At 53.5% G+C, this 24512-nt stretch carries 26 protein-coding genes; 12 read left to right on the top strand and 14 right to left on the bottom strand.

All coding sequences use genetic code 11. From position 1 onward, the window contains the following. Positions 1-25: 25 nt before the first annotated feature. The gene (dsrB, locus tag LC084_RS08620; RefSeq protein ID WP_226570749.1) at positions 26-214 is read left to right on the top strand and encodes a protein DsrB; all 189 of its coding nucleotides are present in this window, start codon (positions 26-28) and stop codon (positions 212-214) included. A 244-nt stretch (positions 215-458) separates the two neighbouring features. On the opposite strand, the gene rcsA is transcribed toward dsrB, so the two are convergent. The 14 genes from rcsA to fliF form a co-directional block, all read right to left on the bottom strand. Further along, a complete protein-coding gene (gene rcsA, locus LC084_RS08615) occupies positions 459-1085 on the bottom strand; it encodes a transcriptional regulator RcsA (RefSeq protein WP_226570748.1) in 627 nt (208 codons plus the stop codon). Between the two features lie 529 nt (positions 1086-1614). Further along, positions 1615-2412: a flagellar biosynthetic protein FliR gene (gene fliR, locus LC084_RS08610; protein WP_226570747.1), complete on the bottom strand. Its 798-nt coding sequence runs from the start codon at positions 2410-2412 to the stop codon at positions 1615-1617. 9 nt (positions 2413-2421) lie between these two features. Beyond that, entirely contained in the window at positions 2422-2691 is a 270-nt protein-coding gene (gene fliQ, locus LC084_RS08605) for a flagellar biosynthesis protein FliQ (protein WP_226570746.1), read from the bottom strand. Between the two features lie 14 nt (positions 2692-2705). After that, the gene (gene fliP / locus LC084_RS08600) at positions 2706-3443 is read right to left on the bottom strand and encodes a flagellar type III secretion system pore protein FliP (protein WP_036102236.1); all 738 of its coding nucleotides are present in this window, start codon (positions 3441-3443) and stop codon (positions 2706-2708) included. Continuing rightward, positions 3443-3844, bottom strand: a complete 402-nt coding sequence (gene fliO, locus LC084_RS08595; protein ID WP_226570745.1) for a flagellar biosynthetic protein FliO — start codon at positions 3842-3844, stop codon at positions 3443-3445. Before fliO ends, fliP begins: the two co-directional genes overlap by 1 nt. Further along, a complete protein-coding gene (gene fliN / locus LC084_RS08590; protein ID WP_036102240.1) occupies positions 3844-4314 on the bottom strand; it encodes a flagellar motor switch protein FliN in 471 nt (156 codons plus the stop codon). The genes fliO and fliN overlap by 1 nt, the downstream gene beginning before the upstream one ends. Further along, on the bottom strand, positions 4311-5312 hold the full coding sequence (fliM, locus tag LC084_RS08585; RefSeq protein ID WP_226570744.1) for a flagellar motor switch protein FliM: 1002 nt from the start codon (positions 5310-5312) through the stop codon (positions 4311-4313). The genes fliN and fliM overlap by 4 nt, the downstream gene beginning before the upstream one ends. Positions 5313-5316: 4 nt before the next feature. Further along, positions 5317-5793: a flagellar basal body-associated protein FliL gene (fliL, locus tag LC084_RS08580; protein WP_226570743.1), complete on the bottom strand. Its 477-nt coding sequence runs from the start codon at positions 5791-5793 to the stop codon at positions 5317-5319. Between the two features lie 102 nt (positions 5794-5895). Beyond that, a complete protein-coding gene (locus tag LC084_RS08575) occupies positions 5896-7194 on the bottom strand; it encodes a flagellar hook-length control protein FliK (RefSeq protein ID WP_226570742.1) in 1299 nt (432 codons plus the stop codon). Next, positions 7191-7634, bottom strand: a complete 444-nt coding sequence (fliJ, locus tag LC084_RS08570) for a flagellar export protein FliJ (protein WP_226570741.1) — start codon at positions 7632-7634, stop codon at positions 7191-7193. The genes LC084_RS08575 and fliJ overlap by 4 nt, the downstream gene beginning before the upstream one ends. Positions 7635-7654: 20 nt before the next feature. Continuing rightward, entirely contained in the window at positions 7655-9025 is a 1371-nt protein-coding gene (gene fliI / locus LC084_RS08565; protein WP_226570740.1) for a flagellar protein export ATPase FliI, read from the bottom strand. Beyond that, a complete protein-coding gene (fliH, locus tag LC084_RS08560; RefSeq protein ID WP_226570739.1) occupies positions 9025-9753 on the bottom strand; it encodes a flagellar assembly protein FliH in 729 nt (242 codons plus the stop codon). The genes fliI and fliH overlap by 1 nt, the downstream gene beginning before the upstream one ends. Further along, complete coding sequence (gene fliG / locus LC084_RS08555; protein ID WP_226570738.1) at positions 9746-10741, bottom strand: flagellar motor switch protein FliG; 996 nt, start codon at positions 10739-10741, stop codon at positions 9746-9748. Before fliG ends, fliH begins: the two co-directional genes overlap by 8 nt. Further along, a complete protein-coding gene (fliF, locus tag LC084_RS08550) occupies positions 10738-12462 on the bottom strand; it encodes a flagellar basal-body MS-ring/collar protein FliF (RefSeq protein WP_226570737.1) in 1725 nt (574 codons plus the stop codon). The genes fliG and fliF overlap by 4 nt, the downstream gene beginning before the upstream one ends. 228 nt (positions 12463-12690) lie before the next feature. On the opposite strand from fliF, the gene fliE reads away from it, so the two are divergent. The 11 genes from fliE to LC084_RS08495 all read left to right on the top strand — a co-directional run bounded on the left by fliE (position 12691) and on the right by LC084_RS08495 (position 24479). Next, on the top strand, positions 12691-13011 hold the full coding sequence (fliE, locus tag LC084_RS08545) for a flagellar hook-basal body complex protein FliE (RefSeq protein ID WP_226570736.1): 321 nt from the start codon (positions 12691-12693) through the stop codon (positions 13009-13011). Positions 13012-13379: 368 nt separating this feature from the next. After that, positions 13380-14597 carry an OmpP1/FadL family transporter gene (locus tag LC084_RS08540; protein ID WP_226570735.1) on the top strand — a complete coding sequence of 406 codons (1218 nt, stop codon included), beginning with the start codon at positions 13380-13382 and terminating at the stop codon, positions 14595-14597. 86 nt (positions 14598-14683) lie between these two features. Continuing rightward, complete coding sequence (locus tag LC084_RS08535; protein WP_226570734.1) at positions 14684-16264, top strand: arylsulfatase; 1581 nt, start codon at positions 14684-14686, stop codon at positions 16262-16264. 50 nt (positions 16265-16314) lie between these two features. Next, positions 16315-17610 (top strand): anaerobic sulfatase maturase, encoded by a 1296-nt coding sequence (locus LC084_RS08530; RefSeq protein ID WP_226570733.1) that lies wholly within the window; start codon positions 16315-16317, stop codon positions 17608-17610. Continuing rightward, complete coding sequence (locus LC084_RS08525; RefSeq protein ID WP_226570732.1) at positions 17607-18599, top strand: AAA family ATPase; 993 nt, start codon at positions 17607-17609, stop codon at positions 18597-18599. The genes LC084_RS08530 and LC084_RS08525 overlap by 4 nt, the downstream gene beginning before the upstream one ends. Continuing rightward, positions 18599-19504: a DUF58 domain-containing protein gene (locus LC084_RS08520; protein ID WP_226570731.1), complete on the top strand. Its 906-nt coding sequence runs from the start codon at positions 18599-18601 to the stop codon at positions 19502-19504. Before LC084_RS08525 ends, LC084_RS08520 begins: the two co-directional genes overlap by 1 nt. Then, positions 19505-19945 (top strand): DUF4381 family protein, encoded by a 441-nt coding sequence (locus LC084_RS08515; RefSeq protein WP_226570730.1) that lies wholly within the window; start codon positions 19505-19507, stop codon positions 19943-19945. Further along, positions 19938-20918, top strand: coding sequence for a VWA domain-containing protein (locus tag LC084_RS08510; protein WP_226570729.1), 981 nt, complete (start codon positions 19938-19940; stop codon positions 20916-20918). Before LC084_RS08515 ends, LC084_RS08510 begins: the two co-directional genes overlap by 8 nt. Beyond that, the gene (locus tag LC084_RS08505) at positions 20915-22453 is read left to right on the top strand and encodes a vWA domain-containing protein (RefSeq protein WP_226570728.1); all 1539 of its coding nucleotides are present in this window, start codon (positions 20915-20917) and stop codon (positions 22451-22453) included. The genes LC084_RS08510 and LC084_RS08505 overlap by 4 nt, the downstream gene beginning before the upstream one ends. Beyond that, on the top strand, positions 22450-23472 hold the full coding sequence (locus tag LC084_RS08500) for an oxygen tolerance domain protein (RefSeq protein ID WP_226570727.1): 1023 nt from the start codon (positions 22450-22452) through the stop codon (positions 23470-23472). Before LC084_RS08505 ends, LC084_RS08500 begins: the two co-directional genes overlap by 4 nt. After that, positions 23469-24479 carry an HAD family hydrolase gene (locus LC084_RS08495; protein ID WP_226570726.1) on the top strand — a complete coding sequence of 337 codons (1011 nt, stop codon included), beginning with the start codon at positions 23469-23471 and terminating at the stop codon, positions 24477-24479. Before LC084_RS08500 ends, LC084_RS08495 begins: the two co-directional genes overlap by 4 nt. Positions 24480-24512: the final 33 nt, after the last annotated feature.

Raw genomic sequence — 24512 nt, 5'->3', positions numbered from 1 at the left:
ACCCAACAGTGATTCGGAGGGTTGTATGAATATTAACGATCATGTGACAGTGAAAACCGATGGCGGTCCACGCCGTTCGGGGGTTGTGCTGGCGGTAGAGCAATTTAATGAAGGCACAATGTATTTGGTTTCGCTGGAAGATTATCCCTTAGGTATCTGGTTCTTTAATGAAAAAGGCCATCCGGATGGAATATTCGTTGAGAAAGTAGCCTGATACGTTTCTAAGCGCTATTGCCGGGTTATTTAACACGACCCGGTCATTATCGCCTTCCTGTCTGCCTGACTTGTTTCAGTGTGCAGGTGCAACCCTGAAAACTGATTCGTGCCTTGCCCATCAAGTGTTACTGTGACGCAGCCGTTTGTTACAGGTGCCGACGGCAATGTGATTAACAGGTCAAACACATGCCGTTACGATGTGGGTTAACTTATTCTTTTTGTAGGGTAGAGAGTAGTGATAACTACGAACGCATATTAACAAAAATCCCATTAGTGACATTATCGGCCAGGCGCACCACGTGATAAATCACTTGTTTATTGTGTGTTTTTATCTTCTTCTTAATATTCCCTTTGTGGGATGAAACCGTTTTAGCCTTGATATTCATCTGATCTGATATCTGGATAGTATCCTGACCGGACATCCACATTTTAAGCATGTGGGATTCGGTGCGGCTAAGCGATAAGGTGGGAACGGATATCTGTGTAATACATTGATTTTCGGTTGCTAAATAACCGCCGACAATGCTGTCAAGTGCTTCAGGCTTAATTGATTTAGAACTAATCAGTAAATTTTTTCGAACGCGCAAATATTCGTCGAAATGAATATTCGCAATAGCCATAAACACAATAAACAGTGTGGATGGATATTGATTGATTATTTGTTTTATCCGTTGACTACTGTCAGCATCGTGAATAAAACAATCTTCATTTATAAATACCACATTAGGCTGGGCGGACTGACAAGCGGCGGCAAGTTCACCGACATTTTCAACATTCAAAATATGTCGCTTCTTTACCCCCCGACTGGCCAGGTAACCGGTGAGTCCTAGCCGGGTATAGCTACATAAGTCCATGATAATCGTCGACATAGCAAACCCTCACTAAACGTGTTATCCGTTAAAGCACAACGTATGTTAAACATTCGCGTCGTGACGCTAAACAAAAATCCATACTGGATTAGCGTACCTGAAAGACAAATATGACTGCCTGCTTGTGCTCATTGTGGCTACAAAAATACCCGTAGAAGCGCGGTTCTTGCCTCGTGCACACCATAAAACTGGAAACAAGATACATCTCATTACTCAACACATTATTTTGTGAACGGGCAGCCATACCCAGAAAGCCACTGGGAGGCAGCACATTCAAATCTGTTTCCTGACAGGTGTGTCGTGCAACACAAAAAAACACTCAACAGACAGGCCATTAACCAGAAGTATCTCTGTATTTCAGGTAAAGTCACTATCCCGTAAAGTTCTGTATAATTTGCCAGGAATCTTCTCAAAGTAAAGAGAATGTTTTGTTATGTGAAGGCACTAAAATCTTTTAAAGCAGGCCCGCTTTATGCTTACAGCTGTTTCTATATCCTGATTTTAAGATTTTCCTCAGGCCTTGCTTCTGTCAGGAGGGCGTTGTTACTCCAATATTGCTAATGATTTCAGAGAGCAAATTAAACAAATCTGCAAACAGTCGCTCGGCAAAAGGTGCAATGAGCGGCATCAATACCGCGATGATAACCATCCCTGTAGTGAGTGTAATTGGAAAACCGATCACAAAAATTGACAGTTGTGGTGTCATACGGTTCAGCAGACCCAGTGCAAGGTTCACAGTAAGTAACAGCGTAATCAGAGGCAGTGCCAGCATGACGCCATTGATGAAGATAAGGCTTCCGGCACGGGCGAGTGACATAAACACATCGGCATTGATAAGCGATGGGCCAATGGGCAAAGTATGAAATGAATCAACCAGCAGGGAAATCATCCACAAATGACCGTTCCATGTCAGGAACAATAACAGTGCCAGCATCTCCATAAACCTTGCCAGCACAGGCATGCTCAGGTTACTCGATGGGTCAAGAAACGTGGCGAACGACAGCCCCATCTGCAAGCCCACTATTTCCCCGGCAGCACGAATAGCAGCAAACGCAATCTGCATGGTAAAGCCCATAGCAATGCCAATCATGGTTTGCTGAAGCGCTGTCCAGAGGCCTTCTGGCGAGAAGATGGGGATCATCGGAAAAGGGGGTAACAACGGGGCGACGACTACTGTAATAATCAACCCCAGACCCAGTTTAACCTGGCGAGGAATAGCCCGCTCGCTCAATACAGGGGCGGTCGCAATCAGTGCCATAATGCGCAGTAATGGCCAAAAATAGAGGTTAAGCCACTCGGCCCACTGTAAACTGGTGACCTCAACCATAAGTTATTCTTAACCAATAATATAAGGTAAATTAGTGAACAGCGTGCGCATATAATCAAGCAGCAGGTTCAGCATCCAGGGGCCCGCGAGAATAATCGCCACGAATACCGCAAGGATTTTTGGAATAAAGGCCAGCGTCATTTCGTTTATCTGGGTGGCTGCCTGGAGCATACTTATCAATAAACCGCTAATCAGTGCCACTAACAGCAACGGTGCGGCCAGCATAATGGCTATACGCATGGCTTCCGTGCCCATCATCATGACCGATTCAGGTGTCATAGCAAGTCTCCTGGTTAGCTGTAGAAGCTTTGGGCCAGCGAACTGACCAGCAATTGCCAGCCATCCACCAGAACAAACAGCATAAGTTTAAAGGGCAGTGAGATAGTTGCTGGCGGGACCATCATCATCCCCAGAGCCATCAATACGCTGGCTACCACCAGGTCAATAATGAGGAACGGAATAAAAATGGTGAAGCCGATTTGAAACGCTGTCTTTAGCTCACTGGTGACATAAGCAGGCAACAGAATCCGCATGGGGACGGCTTCCGGGCCTTCAATAGGCGGTGATTTTGACAAGCGGGCAAACAGTGCCAGGTCCGCCTCACGCGTCTGGCGCAACATAAACTGCCGCAAAGGTTGCGCGCCTTTTTCAATTGCCTGTTCCATTGATATTTGGTTCTGGCTGAAAGGCTGGTAAGCATCGGTATAAATTTTATCGAACACCGGTGCCATAATAAAAAAGGTCAGAAACAGAGCCAAACCCAGTAATACCTGGTTTGGTGGAGATGAAGCTGTACCCAGCGCGTTTCTGAGCAAGCCAAAGACAATAATGATACGGGTAAAACTGGTCATCATCAGTAATACCGCTGGCAGGAAGGTCAGCGAAGTGATGAATACCAGCGTTTGAATGGGTAGTGACCAGCTTTGCCCGCCGCCGGACAGCGGCTGGCTGATAATACCGGGTAACTGAGCAAAAGCGGCGGGCATGACAAACCACAAACCCGCTAAAGCGAAAGGCAGCAAACGGCGCATTACTGCTTCCCCTGACGTTTAAGAATTGTTTTTAGGGCGTCCTGGAAACTGTGCGGCTGGCGTGATTCTGGTGAGCCATCCCCATGAGTTTCTTCTTCATCTGGCACGGACGGGGGCAGGGTGTGCAAATGGGTGATTTGCGTAGGGGTCACACCCAAGACCAGCCGGGCATTTTCTACATCCACAATGACCACTTTTTCACGCTGCCCTACAGTGACGCTGGCAGTGACTTTCAGCCCCCGGGCACTACCATGCCTGGGGGTAAAGCCGAAGCGTTTAGCAAACCAGGCAATGCCCAGAATCAGAACAATAATCACACATAGCGCTGCGCTCACCTGTACCAATGATGTTGCGGGTGAACTGACATCTTGCGCCACGACTGCGCTGGTCTGGTTTGCCATTAGCGGCTCAAACGACGCATACGTTCAGACGGCGTGATAATATCGGTAATACGTACCCCGTATTTATCTGCCACAACGACCACTTCACCCTGAGCAATCAGGTAGCCGTTGATGAGAATATCCAGCGGTTCCCCGGCCAGACCTTCCAGCGACACAATTGAGCCTTGTGTCAGCTTTAACAGCTCTTTGATAGTCATACGTGTACGGCCCAGTTCAACGGTCAGTTTGACCGGGATATCCATAATTAAATCGATATCCTGTAAAGAGCCAGTAACGTCTTTATCTTCAAGAGAGCGGAAAATACCATCGCTGCTGGCAGCAGGTTTGCTTTCCGCTTCTTTTTGTTCGTTCAGTGCTTCCGCCCAGGGATCATCGGCCGATTCTGTACTTTTTTGTTCGTTCAGCGCGTCAGCCCACAGATCGTCCACTGAGCCTTCTTTTCCATCGGACGGTTGGTTGGTATCACTCATTTGGGCTGTTCCTCATTCATCGAATTCAAAATCGGGTTAATCAAATGTTCAACGCGCAGCGCGTACTGGCCATTGAGGGTGCCGTACTGGCTGGTCAGTACCGGAACACCATCCACATGAGCGATAATGCGGTCCGGTTTATCTATTGGCAGCACATCACCTGGTTTTAATTTCAGTACTTCTGATAAGCGTAGTGAAACATCGGCGAAGTTGGCTATTAGCTCCAGCTCAGAATGCTGAACCTGGCGAACCAGTGTTTCGCGCCACGACTGGTCTTCCTGACGTGAGTTCTCCAGTGGTGGGTTAACCAGCATTTCACGTAATGGCTCAATCATGCTGAAGGGCAGGCAAATATTGAACTCCCCGGTCAGCGTACCAATTTCCACATGGAAGGGCGTGTTCACCACAATATCGTTCGGCGATGTCGTGATGTTGGTGAATTTCACCTGCATTTCCGAACGAACATATTCGATATCTAATGGATAAATCGCTTTCCACGCGTCACTGTAGGCTTCCAGTGCCAGTTTAAGCATACGGTTGATAACGCGCTGCTCGGTATGAGTAAACTCACGGCCTTCTACTTTAGTAGGAAAGCGGCCATCGCCACCAAACAGGTTGTCCACCGCAATAAACACCAGGCTTGGCGAAAACACAAACAACCCGGTGCCGCGTAATGGTTTTAAATGAATCAGGTTGAGGTTAGTCGGAACCGGTAAGTTACGAGCAAATTCCAGATAAGGTTGGATACGAATCGCACCAACTGTAATATCCGGGCTACGACGCAACAGGTTAAATAACCCCATGCGGAACTGGCGCGCAAAACGTTCGTTGATTATCTCCAGAGCCTGGAGACGTTCACGCACCATTCTGCGCTGTGTATTGGGGTCATAGGGGCGAACATCGCCCTCTGCCCCGGATTTTTTTGGCTCATCGCTGCTGTCATTGCCACCATTGAGCAATGCATCGATTTCTGCCTGAGAAAGAATACTGTCACCCATCACATCACCGCAAAATAAAGGCAGTGTACAACACGTCAGTAACAACCTGTTGGGGTTGTCCCGGCACCAAAGGTGGAGCAAGCGTTTGTTTTATAGCTTCCATCAACTTTTGCTTACCTTCATCGGTTGCGAGCACAGTTGCATCCTGGCGTGAAAGCAGCAGTAACAAACGGCTGCGTACTTCCGGCAGAAAATCATTCATACGTTGACGCGTTTCTTCATCTTTGAGGCGCAGTGTAATGCCGATATACAACACACGATCTGCATCACCCAGGTTAACTGTAAATGTATCCAATGGGAAAAAAACAGGTGCTGGAGGCGGCGGAGGCGGTTCAGCATGTGCAGCTTCACCCGCGGGTGCCTGTTGCATACGCCAGTAGCTGTAACCGGCCACTGCGCAGGCAGCCAGAGTAATCAGGACCAATAAAGGTATCCAGATTTTACGTTTGCTTCCTTTACCTTTAGTAACTGTATCAGTCATTTGGCGAATTATTCCTGTGTCAGTACTGCGTCATTTTATTATCGCGTTTTCACCGGCGAACAATAGGGGGAAAAGACGCGATTATTCGCGCTACTTTTACGTTTAAGCAAAGATATCAATGGCATTGTTGCCTGAGCCTGTTGCCGTGAGGCTGACCGGAGCGATGATTGCCTGGTCGTCACTGTTATCGGCCATAAACCCATTTTGATTACTGCTGCTACCGTTACTTTGTTGACTGAACTGTTGCTGTTGTTGCCCGGCAAAACTATCGCTGCTAATGCTACTTTGGCCCAGTTGTATGCCACTTTCTGCCAGTTGGGTGCGCAGGGTTGGCAACGCTGCTTCCAGTGCGGCACGCACATGACTGTGGGCTGAGACCATATGTATCTGAGCCTGGCTATCTTCCAGTTTCAGACTGATTTGTACAGCACCCAGTTCTTCAGGGTGCAGGCGTAATTCTGCATTCTGTTGCCCGTTACGGGTGAACAACGTTATTTGCTGGCCAATGTTTTGTTGCCACTCAGATGTGCCTAACTGCGAATTGATTTGCGCTGTCGCCGGCGCCACTACCTGAGCAGTTGATTGTGGCTGGAGTACGTTAGTGCTACTGAATACAGACGCAGTGGCGCTGTGTTGGCTGGTTGCCTGGCTTACTGCCGAGGCCAGTTTATCGGTTTTAATATCGGCGTTTTCCAGGGCAGCTTGTGCGGATGTATTTACATCTGCTTGTGCGGCCATTGGGTTAAAAGCGTTTTGTGCGGTAGTTTGCTGGCTGCTGACAGCCGTGGCTTTATCTGACTGTTTGTCACTGCCGCTGTCTGTGGCATGGGTTTTGGCTGCGGTTCCTGCACTTTTGGTCGACAGTATGCTGGCCAATGAGGTGGTGAGCTTAGCATCACTATCCGTTGCCTCGGCAGTCACCTCGTCGGCAGATTTGGCCTGTGGCGTGGCTACCTGAGTTTGCTGTGGCAACATCGCAAACAGTGCGCTCAATGCTGAAACCTGCTGGTCTGAAAGGGCTGAGCTTTCTTCTGTGGTAGTTGTTGCCGTATCTGTTGCGGTAGCGCCTTCGCCACGGGTGGCCAGTGCGGCGGTTTTGGCACCGAGCAGCGCCAACAGGCTTTGTGCATCGCCATCTGTTTCACTGCCCAGTTGTTCCAGCAACGCGCTGAGCGATGCCGGGGTGTTGGCACCTTCGGCATCCGTGGTTTTCGCGCTGGCACTTTGAGTAAGTTGCGCCAGAGAGACAGTTTTGCCACTGGCGAGCGTGAGTTGTTGGCCCAGCGTTTCACCCAGCAAGGCAAGAAAATCCGTGCTGAGACCTTTACCTTTGCTGAAAGCAGAGGTCGCCTGGCCGGAATCCGTTGTTGCTGTTACGGCAATTTTGGGTAACGTCATCATTCGCTTTTCCTCAGTGAGGCCCGTTGGGCAAACTCATCCATTTTTTTCTGATCCTGGCGGTTTTCTGCTTGCAAGGCTGCAGTTGCTTTTCGTTCCTGCAGGGTTTCCCAAGCCTGGAGCCGCTGTTTTTTTTCTTTCCAGAAGTTCAGAGCCTGGTCCACTTTGTTGTTCCACTGCTCCAACTGCTGGCGATGCTGTTCTATGGCAATTTCCAGTGTGGCAATAAATTGCTGGTAATTGCGCCAACGCTCGCTTGCGATACCCTGGCACATATCATTATTCAGATTATTGCGATATTCATTCTGGTAATTAAGCAGCATTTCTAGCTGTTCTTTGGCCTGTTGACAGCCACGGCGCATATCACCAAGACGAATGGCGGCGTCGTCAACTTCTTTTGCAGCCAGGTCGTGTAATGTGTCTAACGCACTGTGTTGACTCATTTTCACTCCCCCCTATTAACTCAAACTGTTGGGAAAATCAGGTCAAGAGACTGACATGACTCTTCCCACCCTGCGCGTTCGTAAATACCTTGCTGTAAAAACGCTTCCAGATGAGGCCAAAGTGTGATGGCTTTATCCAGCAACGGGTCACTACCTTTAGCGTAGGCCCCGACGCTCACCAGATCACGGTTACGCTGGAAGCTGGAGAGCAATTGTTTGAAATGACGCACTTGCGCGTAGTGAGTCTCTGTAATCAGTGATGTCATAGCACGGCTGATTGATGCTTCTATATCAATCGCCGGGTAGTGCCCGGATTCAGCAAGCCGCCGGGATAACACAATATGCCCGTCAAGAATGGCTCGGGCTGAGTCCGCAATCGGGTCCTGCTGGTCATCGCCTTCGGTCAGTACGGTGTAAAAAGCGGTAATGGACCCGCCGCCATCAATACCATTACCGGCACGTTCAACCAGCGCGGGTAATTTGGCAAAAACAGAAGGTGGGTAGCCTTTGGTTGCTGGCGGCTCGCCAATCGCCAGCGCAATTTCACGCTGTGCCATGGCGTAGCGGGTGAGTGAATCCATGATGAGCAATACATGCTGCCCGCGATCACGGAAATCCTCTGCAATTCGCGTGGCATAGGCCGCACCTTGCATACGCAGTAGTGGAGAAACATCTGCAGGGGCCGCTATGACTACTGAACGGGCCCGGCCTTCAGCACCTAAAATATTTTCAATAAAGTCTTTAACTTCGCGGCCACGCTCGCCAATCAGGCCCACCACAATGACATCCGCCTGGGTGTAACGGGCCATCATGCCAAGCAGGACGCTTTTCCCCACACCGGAACCGGCAAACAGGCCCATACGTTGCCCGCGGCCAACGGTTAATAACGCGTTTATAGACCGGACGCCCACATCAAGCACGTGGTCAATAGCGGTACGCTGTAGTGGGTTGAAAGGTTGGGTTATGAGTGCGCCAGTAAAGCCGGTTTCTGGTGACGGCAGGCCGTCAAGTGGCCGCCCACTGCCATCCAGCACTCGCCCAAGCAGGGCGGGGCCAAGGGGGAGTTGTTTACCGCTATGTAATCCATCACCTGTAAGTGTACGGGCGTAGACACGTGCACCGGGCAAAACACCTTCAACTTCCTCCAGTGGCATCAGAAATAGTTTATGGCCATTAAAACCGACGACTTCGCTTTCAACTTCTGTTGTACCCAGATTATCCTGGCGTTCAATAATGCAGGTCGCCCCGAGAGGAAGTTGCAGCCCGGTCGCTTCCAGCACCAGCCCAGTGGCACGAGTCAGCCTGCCGTAGCGGCGGATTTTGGGCAATTGCGTAATCCGTGCTTCCACGTTATCCAGGGTGTTTAGCCAGCGTGTCAGTCGGGCAGTCATTACAATACTCCGGGTGCCGCAAGGCGACACAATTCTTGCCAGCGTGTGGCGACACTTGCGTCTAAATCGCCTTCGTCCGCAGAGACTTTAAAGCCTCCAGGGTGGAGTCCTGGGTCTGCACGCAAACGCCAGCCATGTAAATTAAGTGTAGCACCCACCATCTCTTCAACATGCGCCAGGTCATCCGGGTGTACACGTAAAATCGGCTTGCCGCTGAACATCGGTTCTTGTTGCAATAACGTTTGAATCTGCTTAATCAGTGCGCTGTTATCAACGACTGGCATTTGCCCGATAACCTGGCGAGCAGCCTCCAGAGCCAACTGCATCAGGCGCGAGGCAATCACGCTATCAAGGGCATCCAGCGTATTCTGGAACTCACTGACCAACTGCTGCATGTGGGTATTAATTGGTGCCTGCTGTTGTAGTGCCTGCTCCAGCCCGGCCTGTTGCCCGTGGGCAAGCCCTTCCTGGTGACCTTGCTCGAAACCTTGCTGTTTGCCTTCTGCATAACCGGCATTAAAACCTTGTTCCCGTGCAGCATCGCGCATCATCGCCATCAACTCTTCTGGGGAGGGTTCCTTGGGGTGCTCGGGTTCACTTACCGGTTCACTTTCAGTAACCGGTTTTGGTTTACGCTTTTTTTCCGCCAGCAGGTTTTCAAACACGGCTGCTGGTGGGTTAAGGTCATCCGGCATCCAACGCTGCCAGCTTGGCTGGGGCTTAGACATAGGCATCGTCTCCGCTGCCGATCACCATCTCGCCAGATTCGGCAAGGCGGCGAACGATAAGCAGAATTGCTTTCTGTTCGTTTTCCACCTGAGAAAGGCGGACCGGGCCACGGTTTGCCAGGTCGTCGCGCAGAATATCGGCAGCACGCTGCGACATGTTGCGCAGGAATTTTTCCCGCAGCGGCTGCTCGGAGCCTTTCAGTGCAACAAGCAGCGATTCGGATTCCACTTCCTGCAGCAGGCGCTGGATACTGCGGTCGTCCACTTCCACCAGGTTTTCGAACAGGAACATTTCGTCGATAATTTTTTGTGCCAGTTCGCCATCGAATTCGCGAACAGCCCCAATGACGGCTTCCTCGTGCTGGGTTTTCATCAGGTTGATGATTTCTGCCGCTGTTCTCACGCCGCCCATTTTGCTGCGTTTGAGGTTTTGGCCATCGAGCAGGCTATTAAGTACCTCGGTCAATTCCGCCAGTGCCGCAGGCTGCACACCACCGAAGGTGGCAATACGCAGCATCACATCATGGCGCATACGTTCATCGAACAAGGCAAGAATATCGGCAGCCTGGCCACGTTTGAGGTGGACCAAAATGGTAGCGATAATCTGTGGATGCTCGTCGCGAATCAGGTCGGCTGCACTTTGTGGTTCCATAAAGTTCAGCGTCTCAATGCCAGATGCGGTATCGCGGGTTTCCAGAATATCTTCCAGCAGGCTGCTTGCCCGCTCTTCGCCCAACGCTTTAACCAGCACTGAACGCAGGTAGTCGTTGGTGTTAATACTCAATGCAGCAAATTGTTCTGCATTGGCTTCAAACTCTTTTAATACCTCAGTTAACTGTGAGTTTGATACCTGGCGCATGTTCGCCATCGCAGCACTCAAGTGTTGCACTTCCCGTGCGGAAAGGTGTTTGAACACCTCCGCCGCACGGTCTTCACCAATAGTCATCAGCAGGATGGCGCTTTTTTCAGTACCGGTCATATCACTCATAGTTCATTCCCCATCCACTGACGGATAACAAGGGCCACTACACGTGGATCGTTATCGGACATTTCGCGAATACGTTGACTCATTACCTCAGCACTCAGGCGCTGATTATTGCGACGCTGCGATTGTTGCTCGTCTTTGCTGAGGGTAACTTCAACAGATTTATCCTCTTCTTCCAGCTGACGGGCACGCTCTTCAGCCGCTTTAACTGCTTCCTGGCGGCGCACGAGATGTGGACGTACCATTTTGCGCCACAGAATCCATGCAACCAGTGCAATCAGCAACCAGCGGCCAGCTTCCAGACATTGGTTGATAAATGCCGGTGTTTTCCAGAACGGAATGTTTTCTGCGCTGTTGTCTGGTGCGGTAAATGGCGAGTTAACGACGTTAACGGTGTCACCACGTTTATCTGAGAAGCCCATTGCTTCCCGGGTCAGGTCTTCAATTTGCTTCAGTTGTTCGGTAGTGAGTGGCAGTGTTTTACCATCAGCTGCTGTTTTGTAATTGACGACAACCGCGACAGACAACCGTTCGATGTCACCAACATTCATCTTGGTGTGCAGAATGGTGCGGTCCACTTCGTAGTTAGTGGTTTCATCATGAGATGTATTGCTTGGCACTACTTTATTGGTTGATGCCGTTTGACCATTCTGCTGGTTAGCCCCTTGCTGATTCGCGCCTTGCTGCCCATTCTGTTGCGCGTTTTGTTGGGCATTCTGTGCGTTGTTTTGTGTGGTTATTGGCGCACTGTTGGCCGGAGCTGGCTGGTTAGACAAAGCACCAGGAACACCGCCCACAGAGGAATTGCCCAACTGTTCGCTATTATTTAACTGGCGTGAACGAATGGCCTGCTGTGCTGGGTCAGTGTTCGGACCATATTGTTCCTGAGTTTGTTCTTTGGCATTGAAATCGATTTGCGCAGAGACCTGTGCATGCACATTACCTGTGCCCACAATTGGGCCAAGAATGGCTTCAATACGCTGCTGAATACGGCTTTCAACTTCGCTGGCGTATTTGAGCTGGGCATCATTCAGGCCGCGGCCAGAAGTATCTGAGCGAGTAAGCAGGTGCCCTGCCTGGTCAACAATAGTTACATTACCCGGAGGCATACCGGCAACGGCACTGGAAACCATATGAACAATGGCGTCAATTTGCCCATCATCCAACGCCCGGCCGGGTTCTAAGTTTAATGTGACGGATGCTGAAGGGGATTTTTGCTCACGGACAAATAAAGAAGGTTTTGGCATCGCAAGGTGAATACGCGCACTTTTTACCGGACCCAGTGTTTCGATAGTGCGCGACAGTTCGCCTTCCAGCGCACGCTGGTAGTTAATCTGTTCGCTAAACTGGCTGATGCCGAATTTCTCGTTGTCCAACAACTCAAACCCGACAGCGCCGCCTTTAGGTAGCCCTTGTTGCGCCAGACGTAACCGCAAGTCGTAGACTTTGTCGTCTGGCACCAGAATCGCGCTACCGTTATCGGCAAAACGATAAGGCACGTTCATCTGGGTTAACTGGGTAACAATGGCACCGCCGTCCTGACTGGAGACGTTGCTGAATAAGACGCTGTAGTTTGGGGTTTTGGCCCATAAAATCAGTGCAACCACAATCGCGATAGCGGTACTCGCCGCGACAATCAAGGGGATCCTTGGATTGGCGCGCAGGCGGTTAAGCCATTCGAGAGGTTTGGCTTGCGGCGATTGAGTGGAGGTTGTGGCATTCATTGCTCGCCTCTCTTCTCAGCGGTGTCAAAGTTATTCGAGTAATAAAACAAGGCAGACTCCCGGGTCGGCAACACGACAAAAGTTCCACAATAATGGCTATGTTATTATTTGCGTTTGTGGGAAATTCGATGCGCCAATAAGCTGAGCTTTTTGACGTTATTTAGCGCTTTTATCTTCACGACCTCATGCTAGTCTTGCCAACAATCGTAAAGTAATGGGGAGTCTGTCATGGCAATTCAGGGCATCGAAAGCGTACTGCAGCAGCTTCAGGCCACTGCTATCGCAGCGGGAAATAAAGAAGTAGATACCACAGCGCAAAACGGCGGCGTCAGTTTCGCTGGCGAGTTAAAATCGGCGCTGGACCGTATCAGTGACACGCAAAATGCTGCTCGCACTCAGGCGCAAAAATTTGAGATGGGCGAACCTGGCGTTGCGCTGAATGACGTGATGGTGGATTTACAAAAATCCAGCGTTTCTCTGCAAATGGGGATTCAGGTGCGTAATAAACTGGTGGCGGCCTACCAGGATATTATGTCCATGCAGGTGTAGTATTCAGAAATACTGGCATAGCCTATCGGGGCAGGTGAGCTTACCCATTCAGTGGTTACCTGCCTGCTATTTTTATGAGATTTATCTTAGTGCTCTTTCTGCATATCTAACTCCTTCTGCTAACAACGAAATTTCCCTTCCAACTGTACAATTCCTGTGAAATACACTTGCTAAAACTACGTGCTTATCTACATTTATTACTTATTACTAAATCTTAATTTTATTTAATAAATCTGTTTTGCCGTAAGGCAACGTAACTGTGTGGCAATACTTGCAACACCGATTTTTTACGCCCGGAAATCAGGGCGAGGGCGGGTTTTGGCCGGGAATTGGATTCAGTCATGCAGGCCGCAATGGTCTGTAATTAAATGAAAAATGTGATAAACGGGCAATATATGGTCAGACAAGGTGCTGTGCTTCTTGGCCTGATGTTTACTGGCGCGTCTTATGCCAGTGGCCTTTATCTGTATGAGATGGCAACGGAAGATTTAGGATTAGCTGGTGCCGGGCAGGCAGCCCGGGCTGGTGATGCTTCCACGCTGGTTACCAACCCTGCCGGGCTGACACGCTTATCTGGCAATATGCTGACAGGCGGTATTCAGGCTTTATATGGTGATACCAACTACCAGCTCGATAATGATGCGTTGTTACAGGGGAAAAGCCCAGGGAATACCATCGGCTGGTTTCCCGCTTCCAGCGTGTTCTGGCGCCAGCAAATTAATGACCGGGTTTCTGCAGGTTTAGGCCTGTACGGCAATTATGGCCTGGGTCTGGATTTTGGTAACTGGGCGGGGGATGCACTCCTCAAGAAAAGCACCTTACTGGCGATGACCTTAAGCCCGGCGGTGGGCTGGAAATTGAGCGACCGGGTCTCTGTGGGGGCTGGCGTCGGAATCAATTATGGTTTTCTCTCCCTGACACGGGATGCTTCAGGTGAAGACCGTAAACAAACTGACCATGACTGGGCGCTGAATTACCGGCTCGGGATCTTGTTCGACCTGACCCCACAAACCCGCGTGGGGCTCACTTACACCAGCAAAACTGACTACCACTTTAATATCAACAACCAGGTGCGTATCGCACAACTCAGTAATACCACTTATGTCCTGCCCATTTCGGCAGATGTGAGCACACCCGCACAACTGATGCTGAGTGCTGTTTACGACATCAACCCACGCTGGTCAGTGATGGGCGATTTGGGCTGGCAGGACTGGAGTGCTTACAGCAACAGCCAAATCTATGTTGCCAGCAATGCGGTTGAAGGCAATTCGCGCTTACGGGATACCTGGCATACCGCGCTCGGGCTCCAGTTCCGCCCAACTCCCGACTGGCACCTGAACACCGGGGTTGCTTATGACAGCAGCTTCTACCGTTCCCAGAGCGATACCTCCCTCACTATGCCTTCTGGCAATACCTGGCGTTTTGGTGTTGGCGCGCAATATCAATTATCGAATACCCAGCAAATCGGTGCCGCTTTCGAGTATGCAGATGTTCAGTCATCCAGCGTATCTTCGCCATTAGTTAAAGGGGGTTATCACAACCCGGCACTCTATTTTTTCAGTATGAACTTTACCCAAACATTCTAATCAAGAGGAACAGCAGATGGTGTAACTGGTCGTAACCCCAAAATAGTTCAAGGACCTGATGTGATCACGATAATCGGAGCACAGAAATGACAAAAATTCCGTTTTGTAAATCGCTGTTAGCTGCCACGTTATCTGTCGTATGTTGTGCCAGCACGGTGTATGCCGCCCCGGCAAGCACTTCACCAACCGCGCCTGAGCAAAATCCGGCTAAGCCAAACATTGTCGTTATTTTTGGTGATGACATTGGCTACTGGAACCTCAGTACCTATAACCAGGGGATGATGGGCTACCAAACCCCGAACATTGACAGCATCGCTGCCGAGGGGGCGAAATTTACCTCTTACTATGCAGAACAAAGTTCCACAGCCGGGCGCTCGGCTTTTATTACCGGCCAGATGCCGTTTCGTACCGGGCTGAGTAAAGTCGGGATGCCGGGCGCGCCACAGGGGATCCAGAAAGAAGACCCGACCATTGCCAATGTCTTGAAACAACTGGGCTACGCCACCGGCCAGTTCGGTAAAAACCACCTGGGCGACCGGGATGAGTTCCTGCCCACCGCTCACGGGTTTGATGAGTTTGTCGGCAACCTGTATCACCTGAATGCAGAAGAAGAGCCGGAAAACCCGGACTACCCGAAAGACCCTGAGTTCCGTAAACAGTTCGGCCCGCGTGGTGTACTGAAAAGCACGGCCGACGGCAAGGTGGAAGACACCGGCCCGCTGACCGTGAAACGTATGGAAACTGTGGACCAGGAGTTCCTTGCCGCCAACAACGACTTTATGTCGCGCCAGGTGAAAGCCGGGAAACCATTCTTTGCCTGGTTCAACACCACCAGGATGCATAACCACACCCACCTGAAACCGGACAGCCAGGGTGTCACCGGCCTGGGCACCTATGCCGACGGGATGGTCGAGCATGACAAAATGATCGGTGAAGTGCTGCAGAAGATTAAAGATCTCGGCATTGAAGATAACACCATTGTTATCTACACCACCGATAACGGGCCCATGATTGCCACCTGGCCTGATGCCGGGATGACCCCGTTCCGTGGTGAAAAAAATACCGGCTGGGAAGGCGGTTTCCGGGTGCCTGCCATGATCAAATGGCCGGGGCATATTAAACCGGGCACCGTCATCAACGATATTTTCGCCAGCAACGACTGGTTCCCTACGCTGATAGCGGCGGCGGGTGACCCGGATATCAAACAGCAACTGCTCAAAGGCTATAAAACGCCGACTATCACCTACAAGGTGCACCTGGACGGCTATAACCAGCTCGACTTCCTGACCGGGAAAGGGCCAGACCAGCGTAAAGAGTTCTTCTATTGGAGTGATGACGGCGACCTGCTGGCCATGCGTTATGGCCGCTGGAAAGCGCACTTCATGATTCAGGAACACTCCGGCATTGATGTGTGGCGTTACCCGTTCACCCGCCTGCGCACCCCGATGCTGTTCGACCTGGAAGTGGACCCGCTGGAACGCGGCGATTCTGGCATGGATTACAACGCCTGGTTCTACAACCGTGCCTTCCTGCTGGGCGGCGCACAGAAATATGTCGCCAGTATGCTGGCAAGCTTCAAAGAGTTCCCACCCCGCCAGAAACCGGGCTCTTTCACCGTGGGCGATGTCCAGACATTGCTGGATGAAGGGATGTCAGTCAGGAACTGATTGGGTTACCCACAACCGGGCAGGGGAACTGCCCGGTTAACGGAGGTTTTATGAAGCACAGCACCACGCTGCCCGTTACCGCTTTACCCTCAGCTGAAAAATATCAGGGCAAAGGCCCGGCGTACCAGCGGCGCTTCCATGTGATGGCCAAACCCACCGGCTCACGCTGCAATATCGACTGCACCTACTGTTTCTACCTGCACAAAGAGCACCTGCTGCACCAGAACCGGCGCGAAGATATGTCCGACGAGGTTCTGGAAAATTTTATCCGCCAGTATATCGACAGCCAGGATGGCGACCAGGTGGTGTTTTCCTGGCAGGGGGGCGAACCCACCCTGATGGGGCTTGCCTGGTTCGACAAAGTGGTGGCTTTCCAGAAAAAATACCAGAAACCCGGCCAGCGTATTGAGAATGACCTGCAAACCAACGGCCTGTTGCTTAATGATGAGTGGGCAGCCTGGCTGAAAGCGCACCATTTTCTGGTGGGGTTATCGATAGACGGCCCGGAACAACTCCATGACCGCCACCGGGTCACCCGTAGCGGTAAGCCCACCTTTGCCCGCGTGATGGAAGGTGTGGCAGCCCTGAAACGCCACCAGGTGCCCTTTAACGCCCTGGTCACCGTCAATAACACCAATGCCCGTTTCCCGCTGGAGGTATACCGCTTCCTGACCCGTGAACTGGGTGTCACTTATATCCAGTTCAACCCCTGTGTGGAAGCCCGTGAATTTCAGCAAACGGCACCGCAGTTTTGGCCAGACGGTTCCATTCCGGTGACCGGTACCCGGCGGGCAAAACCTGGCGATCTGGATTCCATTGTCACCGACTGGTCAGTAGACCCAGAAGAGTGGGGGCGCTTTCTGATTGCTGTTTTCGAAGAGTGGGTGAATAACGACCTTGGGCGGGTGCAGGTTAACCTGTTTGAAACGGCCGTGGCCCAGACCATGGGCATGCCAGCACAAATCTGCGTGACTGCAGAGTTCTGCGGGAAGGGGCTGGCTATTGAAAAAAATGGCGATATTTTTTCCTGTGACCACTACGTTTACCCGGAATACCGGCTGGGTAACCTGGCGGATGCACGCCTTGCTCATATGGCGATTTCAGAGCGCCAGAAAGCCTTCGGGTTTGGCAAGCGCGATACCCTGCCAGGCGACTGTAAACGCTGCCCACACCTGAAACTGTGCTGGGGAGAGTGCCCCAAAAACCGCCTGGTACGCACCAAAGATGGTGAAGCCGGGTTGAATTACCTCTGCCCGGGCATCAAAGCCTTTTTTGACTATTCGGCCCCCATTCTGGCCGGGATTGCCGTGCTGCTGAAACACCCGGATCAGGAGAAGGTGTTATGACGCTGCGTGAAAAAATGCTGGCACTGGAAGCTGCCATGAACCGGCAGGTTCTGGGGCAGGAGAATCTGGTACGGATGCTGGTTATTGCCCTGCTGTGCGATGGGCATGTGTTGCTCGAAGGGCTGCCGGGGCTGGCAAAAACCCGCGCAGTGCGGGCGCTGGCAGAACATGTTGAAGGGGAGTTTCGCCGCATTCAGTTCACCCCGGATTTACTGCCTTCAGACATTACCGGCAGTGAAATTTACCAGCAGCAGGCCACCAGAGAGGAAGACCAGTTCCGCTTCCGGCCTGGCCCCGTGTTTGGCAACATCATTCTGGCAGATGAAATCAACCGGGCTTCCGCCAGGGTGCAGTCGGCCCTGCTGGAAGCCATGGAAGAGCGCCATGTGACGGTGGCCGGGAAAACCTGGCCGCTGCCCGGCGTGTTTATGGTCATGGCAACTCAAAACCCCATCGACCAGGAAGGGACCTGGCCATTGCCGGAAGCCCAACTCGACCGCTTTTTGATGAAAGTGCAGGTGGGTTACCCCAGTAAAGAGCATGAACAGCGCGTGATGCAACTGGTGCGCCAGGAACAGCAGGCCCGCTACCAGGGTGAAAAGCCACAGACCAGTAACGAACCTGACGTGGTGCTGAGCCAGGCGGATATCAACACATGCTGGCGGGATATCGCCAGCCTGTATGTGGCACCGGCCATGGAGGAATACATAGTCAACCTGGTAGCAATGACCCGCACGCCATCGGCGGTCAGTGAGGCATTCGCCAGCTACCTGGCCCTGGGCGTCAGCCCGCGTGGCACCCTGGCGCTGGACCGTTGTGCCCGTGCTCAGGCCTGGTTGTCTGGCCGCGATGCCGTGTTACCGGAAGATATTCATACCGTGGCACCGGCGGTACTGCGCCACCGGCTGCTGCTCAGTTACCAGGCCAGTGCCGACAACATTACGGCCGATGATGCGGTACAGATGCTGCTGGATGCGGTGGTGGCCTGATGCCTGGTGAAATCACAGTCACCCGTGAACAGTTAATGTCGCTGGCAACCGCGGCACGGCAATTGCGTAACCCCCCGGCTCAGCTGCCTCCCGGTGCGCAGGCCGGGGAGCGGGTGGCCCGGCAGACCGGGCGTGGGCTTAACTTCGACAGCCTGCGCCGTTACCAGCCCGGTGATGATGTACGCCTGATAGACTGGCAGGCGACTGCCCGGCTGCGGACCCCCTGGGTGCGGCTGTACAACGAAGAGCGCGAACGCCCGGTGCTGGTGTGTACTGACCAGCGGCTGGATATGTTTTTCGCCACCCGCGGGCAAATGAAATCTGTTGCGGCTGCGCAAATCGCGGCGCTGCTGGCCTGGCGGGCCTGGCACGATGGCGACAGGCTGGGCAGCCTGGTTTTTGGCGATGACCATCTACATCCGGTTCCGTGCCGCAGCCCGGCAGCCAGTCTGCCCCCACTGCTGGCTTCACTGGAAAGCTTTAATGCTGCACTGCCGGCGCGTTACCAGTCCGGAACCACCGGGCCAGTCACGCTGTTATCTGTACTGATCCGGCTGGATAAAATGATGCCGCCCGGTACCTGGCTGGCGTTTATCAGTGATTTTCATGACCTGGACCCTGCCTGTGAAACCCTGCTGGCAAGGTTATGCCGCCGTGGCAGTGTCAGCGCCTTTATTTTGCTGGATGATTTGCACCTGCGTTTGCCCGCCAGTGGGGAACTGGGTGCGTATTACCAACAGGTGCGTGCCACGGTTTCGCTAACGCCTGCCTTGCAGCAACGCATTCGCGAACAGACCAGCAGGCGCCTGGCGACCCTGGAAAATCGGCTGGCGCGCACGGGGTGCCGGGTTAACCAGTTGGTGGTGAGCGAGCCGTTATTGCCCCAACTCAGGCCGGGGGTGTAAATGCTGGATAAAGGCTTTACCGTACCAGAGCTGGCGTTGCCTGCGTTGCCACAACCTGTTTCCTGGTTACCGTTGCCGGATGGCTGGTACTGGCTGGCTGTTTGCCTGGCGCTGGTAGCCGGTGTCTGGGGGCTGTTCCGCGTTGCCCGCTGGCGGCGCAACCGCTGGCGCCGTGAAGCATCAGCCCTGGCGCGCAACCTGAATAATGCAGATGACTGGCTGGAGGTGGTCCGGCGTATTTTGTTGGTACACCATCCGCGCGCGGAAGTCAGCCGCCTGCAGAGCGTGGAGGAGGTGCTGGCACAGGTGCCCCTTGATGCGGACCTGGTAACAGCGCTGGCAGAAAGATACTGCCAGCCAGACAACCGGTTACCAGAGCCTGTCAATGCGCGTATCCGGGGGCAGATAGCGCAATGGCTGAAGGAGACACCGGATGTCTGAACTCCTTTCCCGTCTGAGTTTTGCCTGGCCCTGGGCGTGGTTATTGTTACCTCTGCCATTTCTCACCGGGCTGCTTGCCAGAAAAACACCCAATGCCGGAGCACAGGTGCGTGTTCCTTTTTTGCCGCAACTGGTGGCAGAACTGCAACTGTCTGACGCGCCACGAGCCCCCCGGCGCTGGAAGGTTGCCGGGTTCTGGCTTGCCTGGTTGTTGGCTGTTTGTGCGCTGGCCCGCCCGGAATACCTGTTGCCTCCCCAACAAATCATTAAACCGCTGCGCAACATTGTTCTGGTGCTGGATGTTTCAGGCTCAATGGACACCCGTGACGGGGCTGGTGGGCAAACCCGTTTGCAGGCAGTACAGCACACCGTGCAGGAATTTATTACCCGGCGTAAAACCGACCGCATGGGGCTGGTTATCTTCGCCGGGCAGGCCTGGCCCTTTGCGCCACTCAGTGAAGATAAGCAGGCGTTGCTGGCAAGGGTGACCCAGTTGTCTGCAGGAATGGCCGGGCAACAGACCGCCGTGGGCGATGCCCTGGCGGTAGCCGTGAAATTACTGGACACCGGAGTGGATGCCAGAGCCAGCCGGATGGCGATTTTATTAACCGACGGTAACGACACGGCTTCCCGGCTGGCGCCGGATATGGCGGTACAACTGGCGGTATCTCACCATGTGGAAGTACACACCATTGCCTTTGGCGATACGCAGGCAACCGGCCCGGATAAAGTGGATACGGCGCTGTTACAGACCATTGCGCAGCAAACCGGGGGCCAGTTCTGGCAGGCAGGCAGCTCGGCTTCACGCCTGGCTCAGGTGTGGCAGACCATTGATGCCATGACCCCGGCGCGGGTGGAAACCCAGGGCTATGCCTGGCGCCAGGCGCTGTTCCCCTGGCCACTGGGTAGTGCGCTGGTTGTGTTGCTGCTGTTCAGCCTGGCCGGATTCGCCATGGCGGGGAGGCGGTTATGACCGGCACGTTCCACTTTCTGTCGCCCTGGTGGCTGGCCGGGTTACTGCTATGCCCGCTGTTGCTGTGGGCAGGGCGGGCTGGCAGCAGTGCCTGGTACCGCATTATGTCGCCCGCGTTTGCCCGTGTGCTGGTCACCGGTGAGCGGTCGCGGCGAAACGGCTGGCTTGCAGTAGCCTGGGCGCTGGGTATGCTGGCACTGGCCGGGCCATCATGGCAGAAAGCGCAGCCGTCCGGCCTGAGCCTGCAGTCAAATGTAATGGTTATCCTGCAACAGGACAGCGCTATGCTGGCACAGGATATTCCCCCCAGCCGCCACCAGCAGATGCAGCGCAAACTGCAACAACTGGTTGAGGCACTGCCCGGCAGCCGCACCGGGCTGGTGGTGTACCGCTCCCGCGCCTTTCTCACCGTGCCGCTTACCGATGACCCGGCCTTTTTTAATTTATTTCTGAATGCCCAAACCCCAGAACAATTACCGGAGGGCGACGGCAGCGGGTTACAGGCCGCTGTTCAACTGGCAAACAACAGCTTTCCGCGCAACAGTACAGTGCCACACAGCCTGATACTGGTGGCGGACAACCTCACTGCACAGGATGCCCGGTGGTTGAGTGAACATGAAGGGGAGTTACCGTTGCAGGTCTGGGTACCTGGCACGGCAGCCGGTGGCCGGTTACCGGAAGCATTCGCGGCTGATACGGGCACAACCCGCCTTAATGTGGCGCGTTTCACCCAACTGAAATCTGCCGGAATACCCGTAACGCTTGTCAGCCACGACAATGACGATGTGAATGCGGTGGTGCGCCAGGTACAACACAGCGTGACACAGCAGCAGAACAGCCGCAGCGATATGCACTGGCTGAACAGCGGTTACTGGCTGGTTATCCCGTTTTTACTGGTGTTGCTTGCCGGCAGGCGACAGTGGTTTCTCGCCGTGCTGGTGTCAGTTTCTTTTAGTGGGTTCAGCCCTCAGGCATCGGCCAGTGGCTGGCTGGATGCCTGGGTAAGCCCGGACATGCAGGGCCAGATGGCGTTTAACCACGGTGATTATGCCAGTGCCGCTCAGCACTACCAGGACCCGCTGCGCCGGGGCATTGCACTCTATATGGCGCAGGACTACAACGCGGCGCTGTCTGCATTTCGTGAAGCGCCTCCCGGCCCGGATATGCTGGTGTGGCAGGGCAACACCTGCGCACAACTGAAACAGTGGCAGCAGGCACTTAACCGCTATGACGAAGCATTGAGCCTGCGGCCCGGCTGGCACCTGGCGCTGGCAAACCGGGCGAAAATTGCCGCGATTGTGCTGCAGTTACGTAAACAGGAACGCGACCGCCAGGCGGAGCAGGACGGTGACCAAAACTTTGACCCGGATGCGATAAAACATGATCTGGACAAAGAGCAGGGCGTGGAGCAGCAACTGAGTCAACCCACAACTGTTGCGGCCCCACAGCTCAGCCAGTGGTATGACAGGCTGGATATTTCCCCGGCAGGCCTGCTGGAAAACCTCTATCACGCGGCACCAGAGGAGGCGCAATGAAAAAAGCACTTTTCTGGTTACTGTTGTGCCTGGCCGGTTGTGCTCAGGCAGCCACTGAAATTACCCGTGAACTGGTGGCTCCAGACCAACTGGTGCCCGGGCAACCGGCCCGGGTGGTGGTGACCTGGTGGACAGACGGCTGGTTTAACCCACCGCCACAATGGCCATCGGCCATGCCAATAGAAAATGGCATGTTGCTGACAGATGCTCCGCCTAACCAGTTGTTGAGCCGACGACGCGGGAACACCACCTGGAGCGGTGTGCGCATGTCCCGCCAGGTGGTGGCCTTTGACGGTGGCAACCTGGTGCTGCCTGCCATCAGTATTACTCAGCCTTCAGTACAGGAAGGTCCGACGACAGCCACCCTGCCTGCACTGACACAACCCGTTCACTGGCCCGCTGGTGTGGAGCAACCGGACCGCTTCCTGCCCGCATCACACCTGGCTTTGCAGCAACACTGGCAACTTTACCGGGCAACTGAAGACGGTGAACTGCATGTGGGTGATGTGGTTGAACGCCAGGTCACACTGCGCGCACAGGGGATTATTCCGGCACAGGTACCGCCGCTGTTATTTGCGCTAGCCGGTACAGACACGCAACGGCTGGCCCCACAAAGCCGGGTACTTACCCAGGGGCGTGGTGACGTAACCGGTATTGAATATGTTGAGAGGCTGCGCTACCAGCCGCAACAGGCGGGGAGCCTTTCAGCGCCAGATGTGGTACTGCGCTGGTGGGACACCGCCACGCAGCGCTGGCAGGAAGCCCGTTTGCCGGGGAAAACATGGGATTTTGCCCCCGCACGGGCCGCCGGGGCTGAAACGGCTCTTCGGGCGGGTACGCCACTCCCCTGGGGAACGCTGGTCATTTGGCTGGCGGTGATTATGGCCGGGGTGTTGGCCGCCTGGAAAGGGCGGTTGCGACTTATTCGTTTGGGTAAAACATTGGGTTACCGCTGGCATGGTTTCTGGGGCGAAGTGCCTCTGCCGGATAAAATTCCTTCTCACAGGAGAATAAAATGAAAATACGTTTATTACCGCTGGCTGTTGTGTTGCTCCCGTTCATGGCATGGAGTGCTGAAAACGAGCCGCTATCCGCCTGGAACGCATCGCCCGCCAAAGCGCAAATCCTTAGCTGGGTGGCGCAAAGTACACAGCAGGATGGCCCGGATTTTATCCCAGTCAACCAGCGTTATGTGGTGTTCGACAATGACGGCACGTTGTGGCCGGAAGCCCCCCTGACATTCCAGTTACAGTTTGCAGTGGATGAAGTTAACCGCCTGGCACCCTCTCACCCCGAATGGCAGGATAACCCGGTGGTGATTGCCGCGCAGAAACACGATATGGCAGCCCTGGCAAAAGCCGGGCAGCAGGGGCTGATGACACTGCTTACCCTCACTCACAGCAATATGCCGGTGGAAGAGTTTGACCGGCGGGTTGATGCCTGGCTGGCTTCCCACCGCCACCCGCGGTTTGGCTGCCCGTACAACAAGCTGGGGTATTTACCGATGCGCCAGTTGCTGGATTACCTGCGTGAGAAGGGCTTTAAAACCTGGATTATATCCGGTGGCGGGATTGATTTTATGCGCCGGGTAGCGGGGGAGATGTACGGTATTCCCCCTGAGCAGGTGGTGGGGTCATTCTCGTTAACCGAGTTTCGCCTGACCGATGACGGCACACAATTAGAGAAAACCATGAAAGGCGCGTTTTATAACGACGAAGCCCAAAAACCGGTCTCCATTCACCTGTTTATGGGGCACCGCCCGGTGGCCGCCTTTGGTAACAGCGATGGTGATGTGCCCATGCTGCAGTACACTTCGGCGAATAAACAGGTAAAACCACTGGGTGTGCTGATTCACCATACAGACGCACAACGGGAATACGCTTATGACGCGCACCCGAGCGCCAGCGGCAAATTAATTAACGGGCTGAGCCTGGCACCTCATTATGGCTGGGTGGTGGTGAATATGAAGAGTGACTGGAATCAGGTATTCGACCCGGCGCAGTGCAGTTACCACCCGGCGAACTAAACCCGTTGTAGCAGGCTATTTTTATTGAGTGCT

It is taken from the genome of Mangrovibacter yixingensis, from assembly GCF_020523985.1.
Classification (GTDB): domain Bacteria; phylum Pseudomonadota; class Gammaproteobacteria; order Enterobacterales; family Enterobacteriaceae; genus Mangrovibacter; species Mangrovibacter yixingensis.
This window is presented reverse-complemented; position numbering and strand designations above follow the sequence as displayed.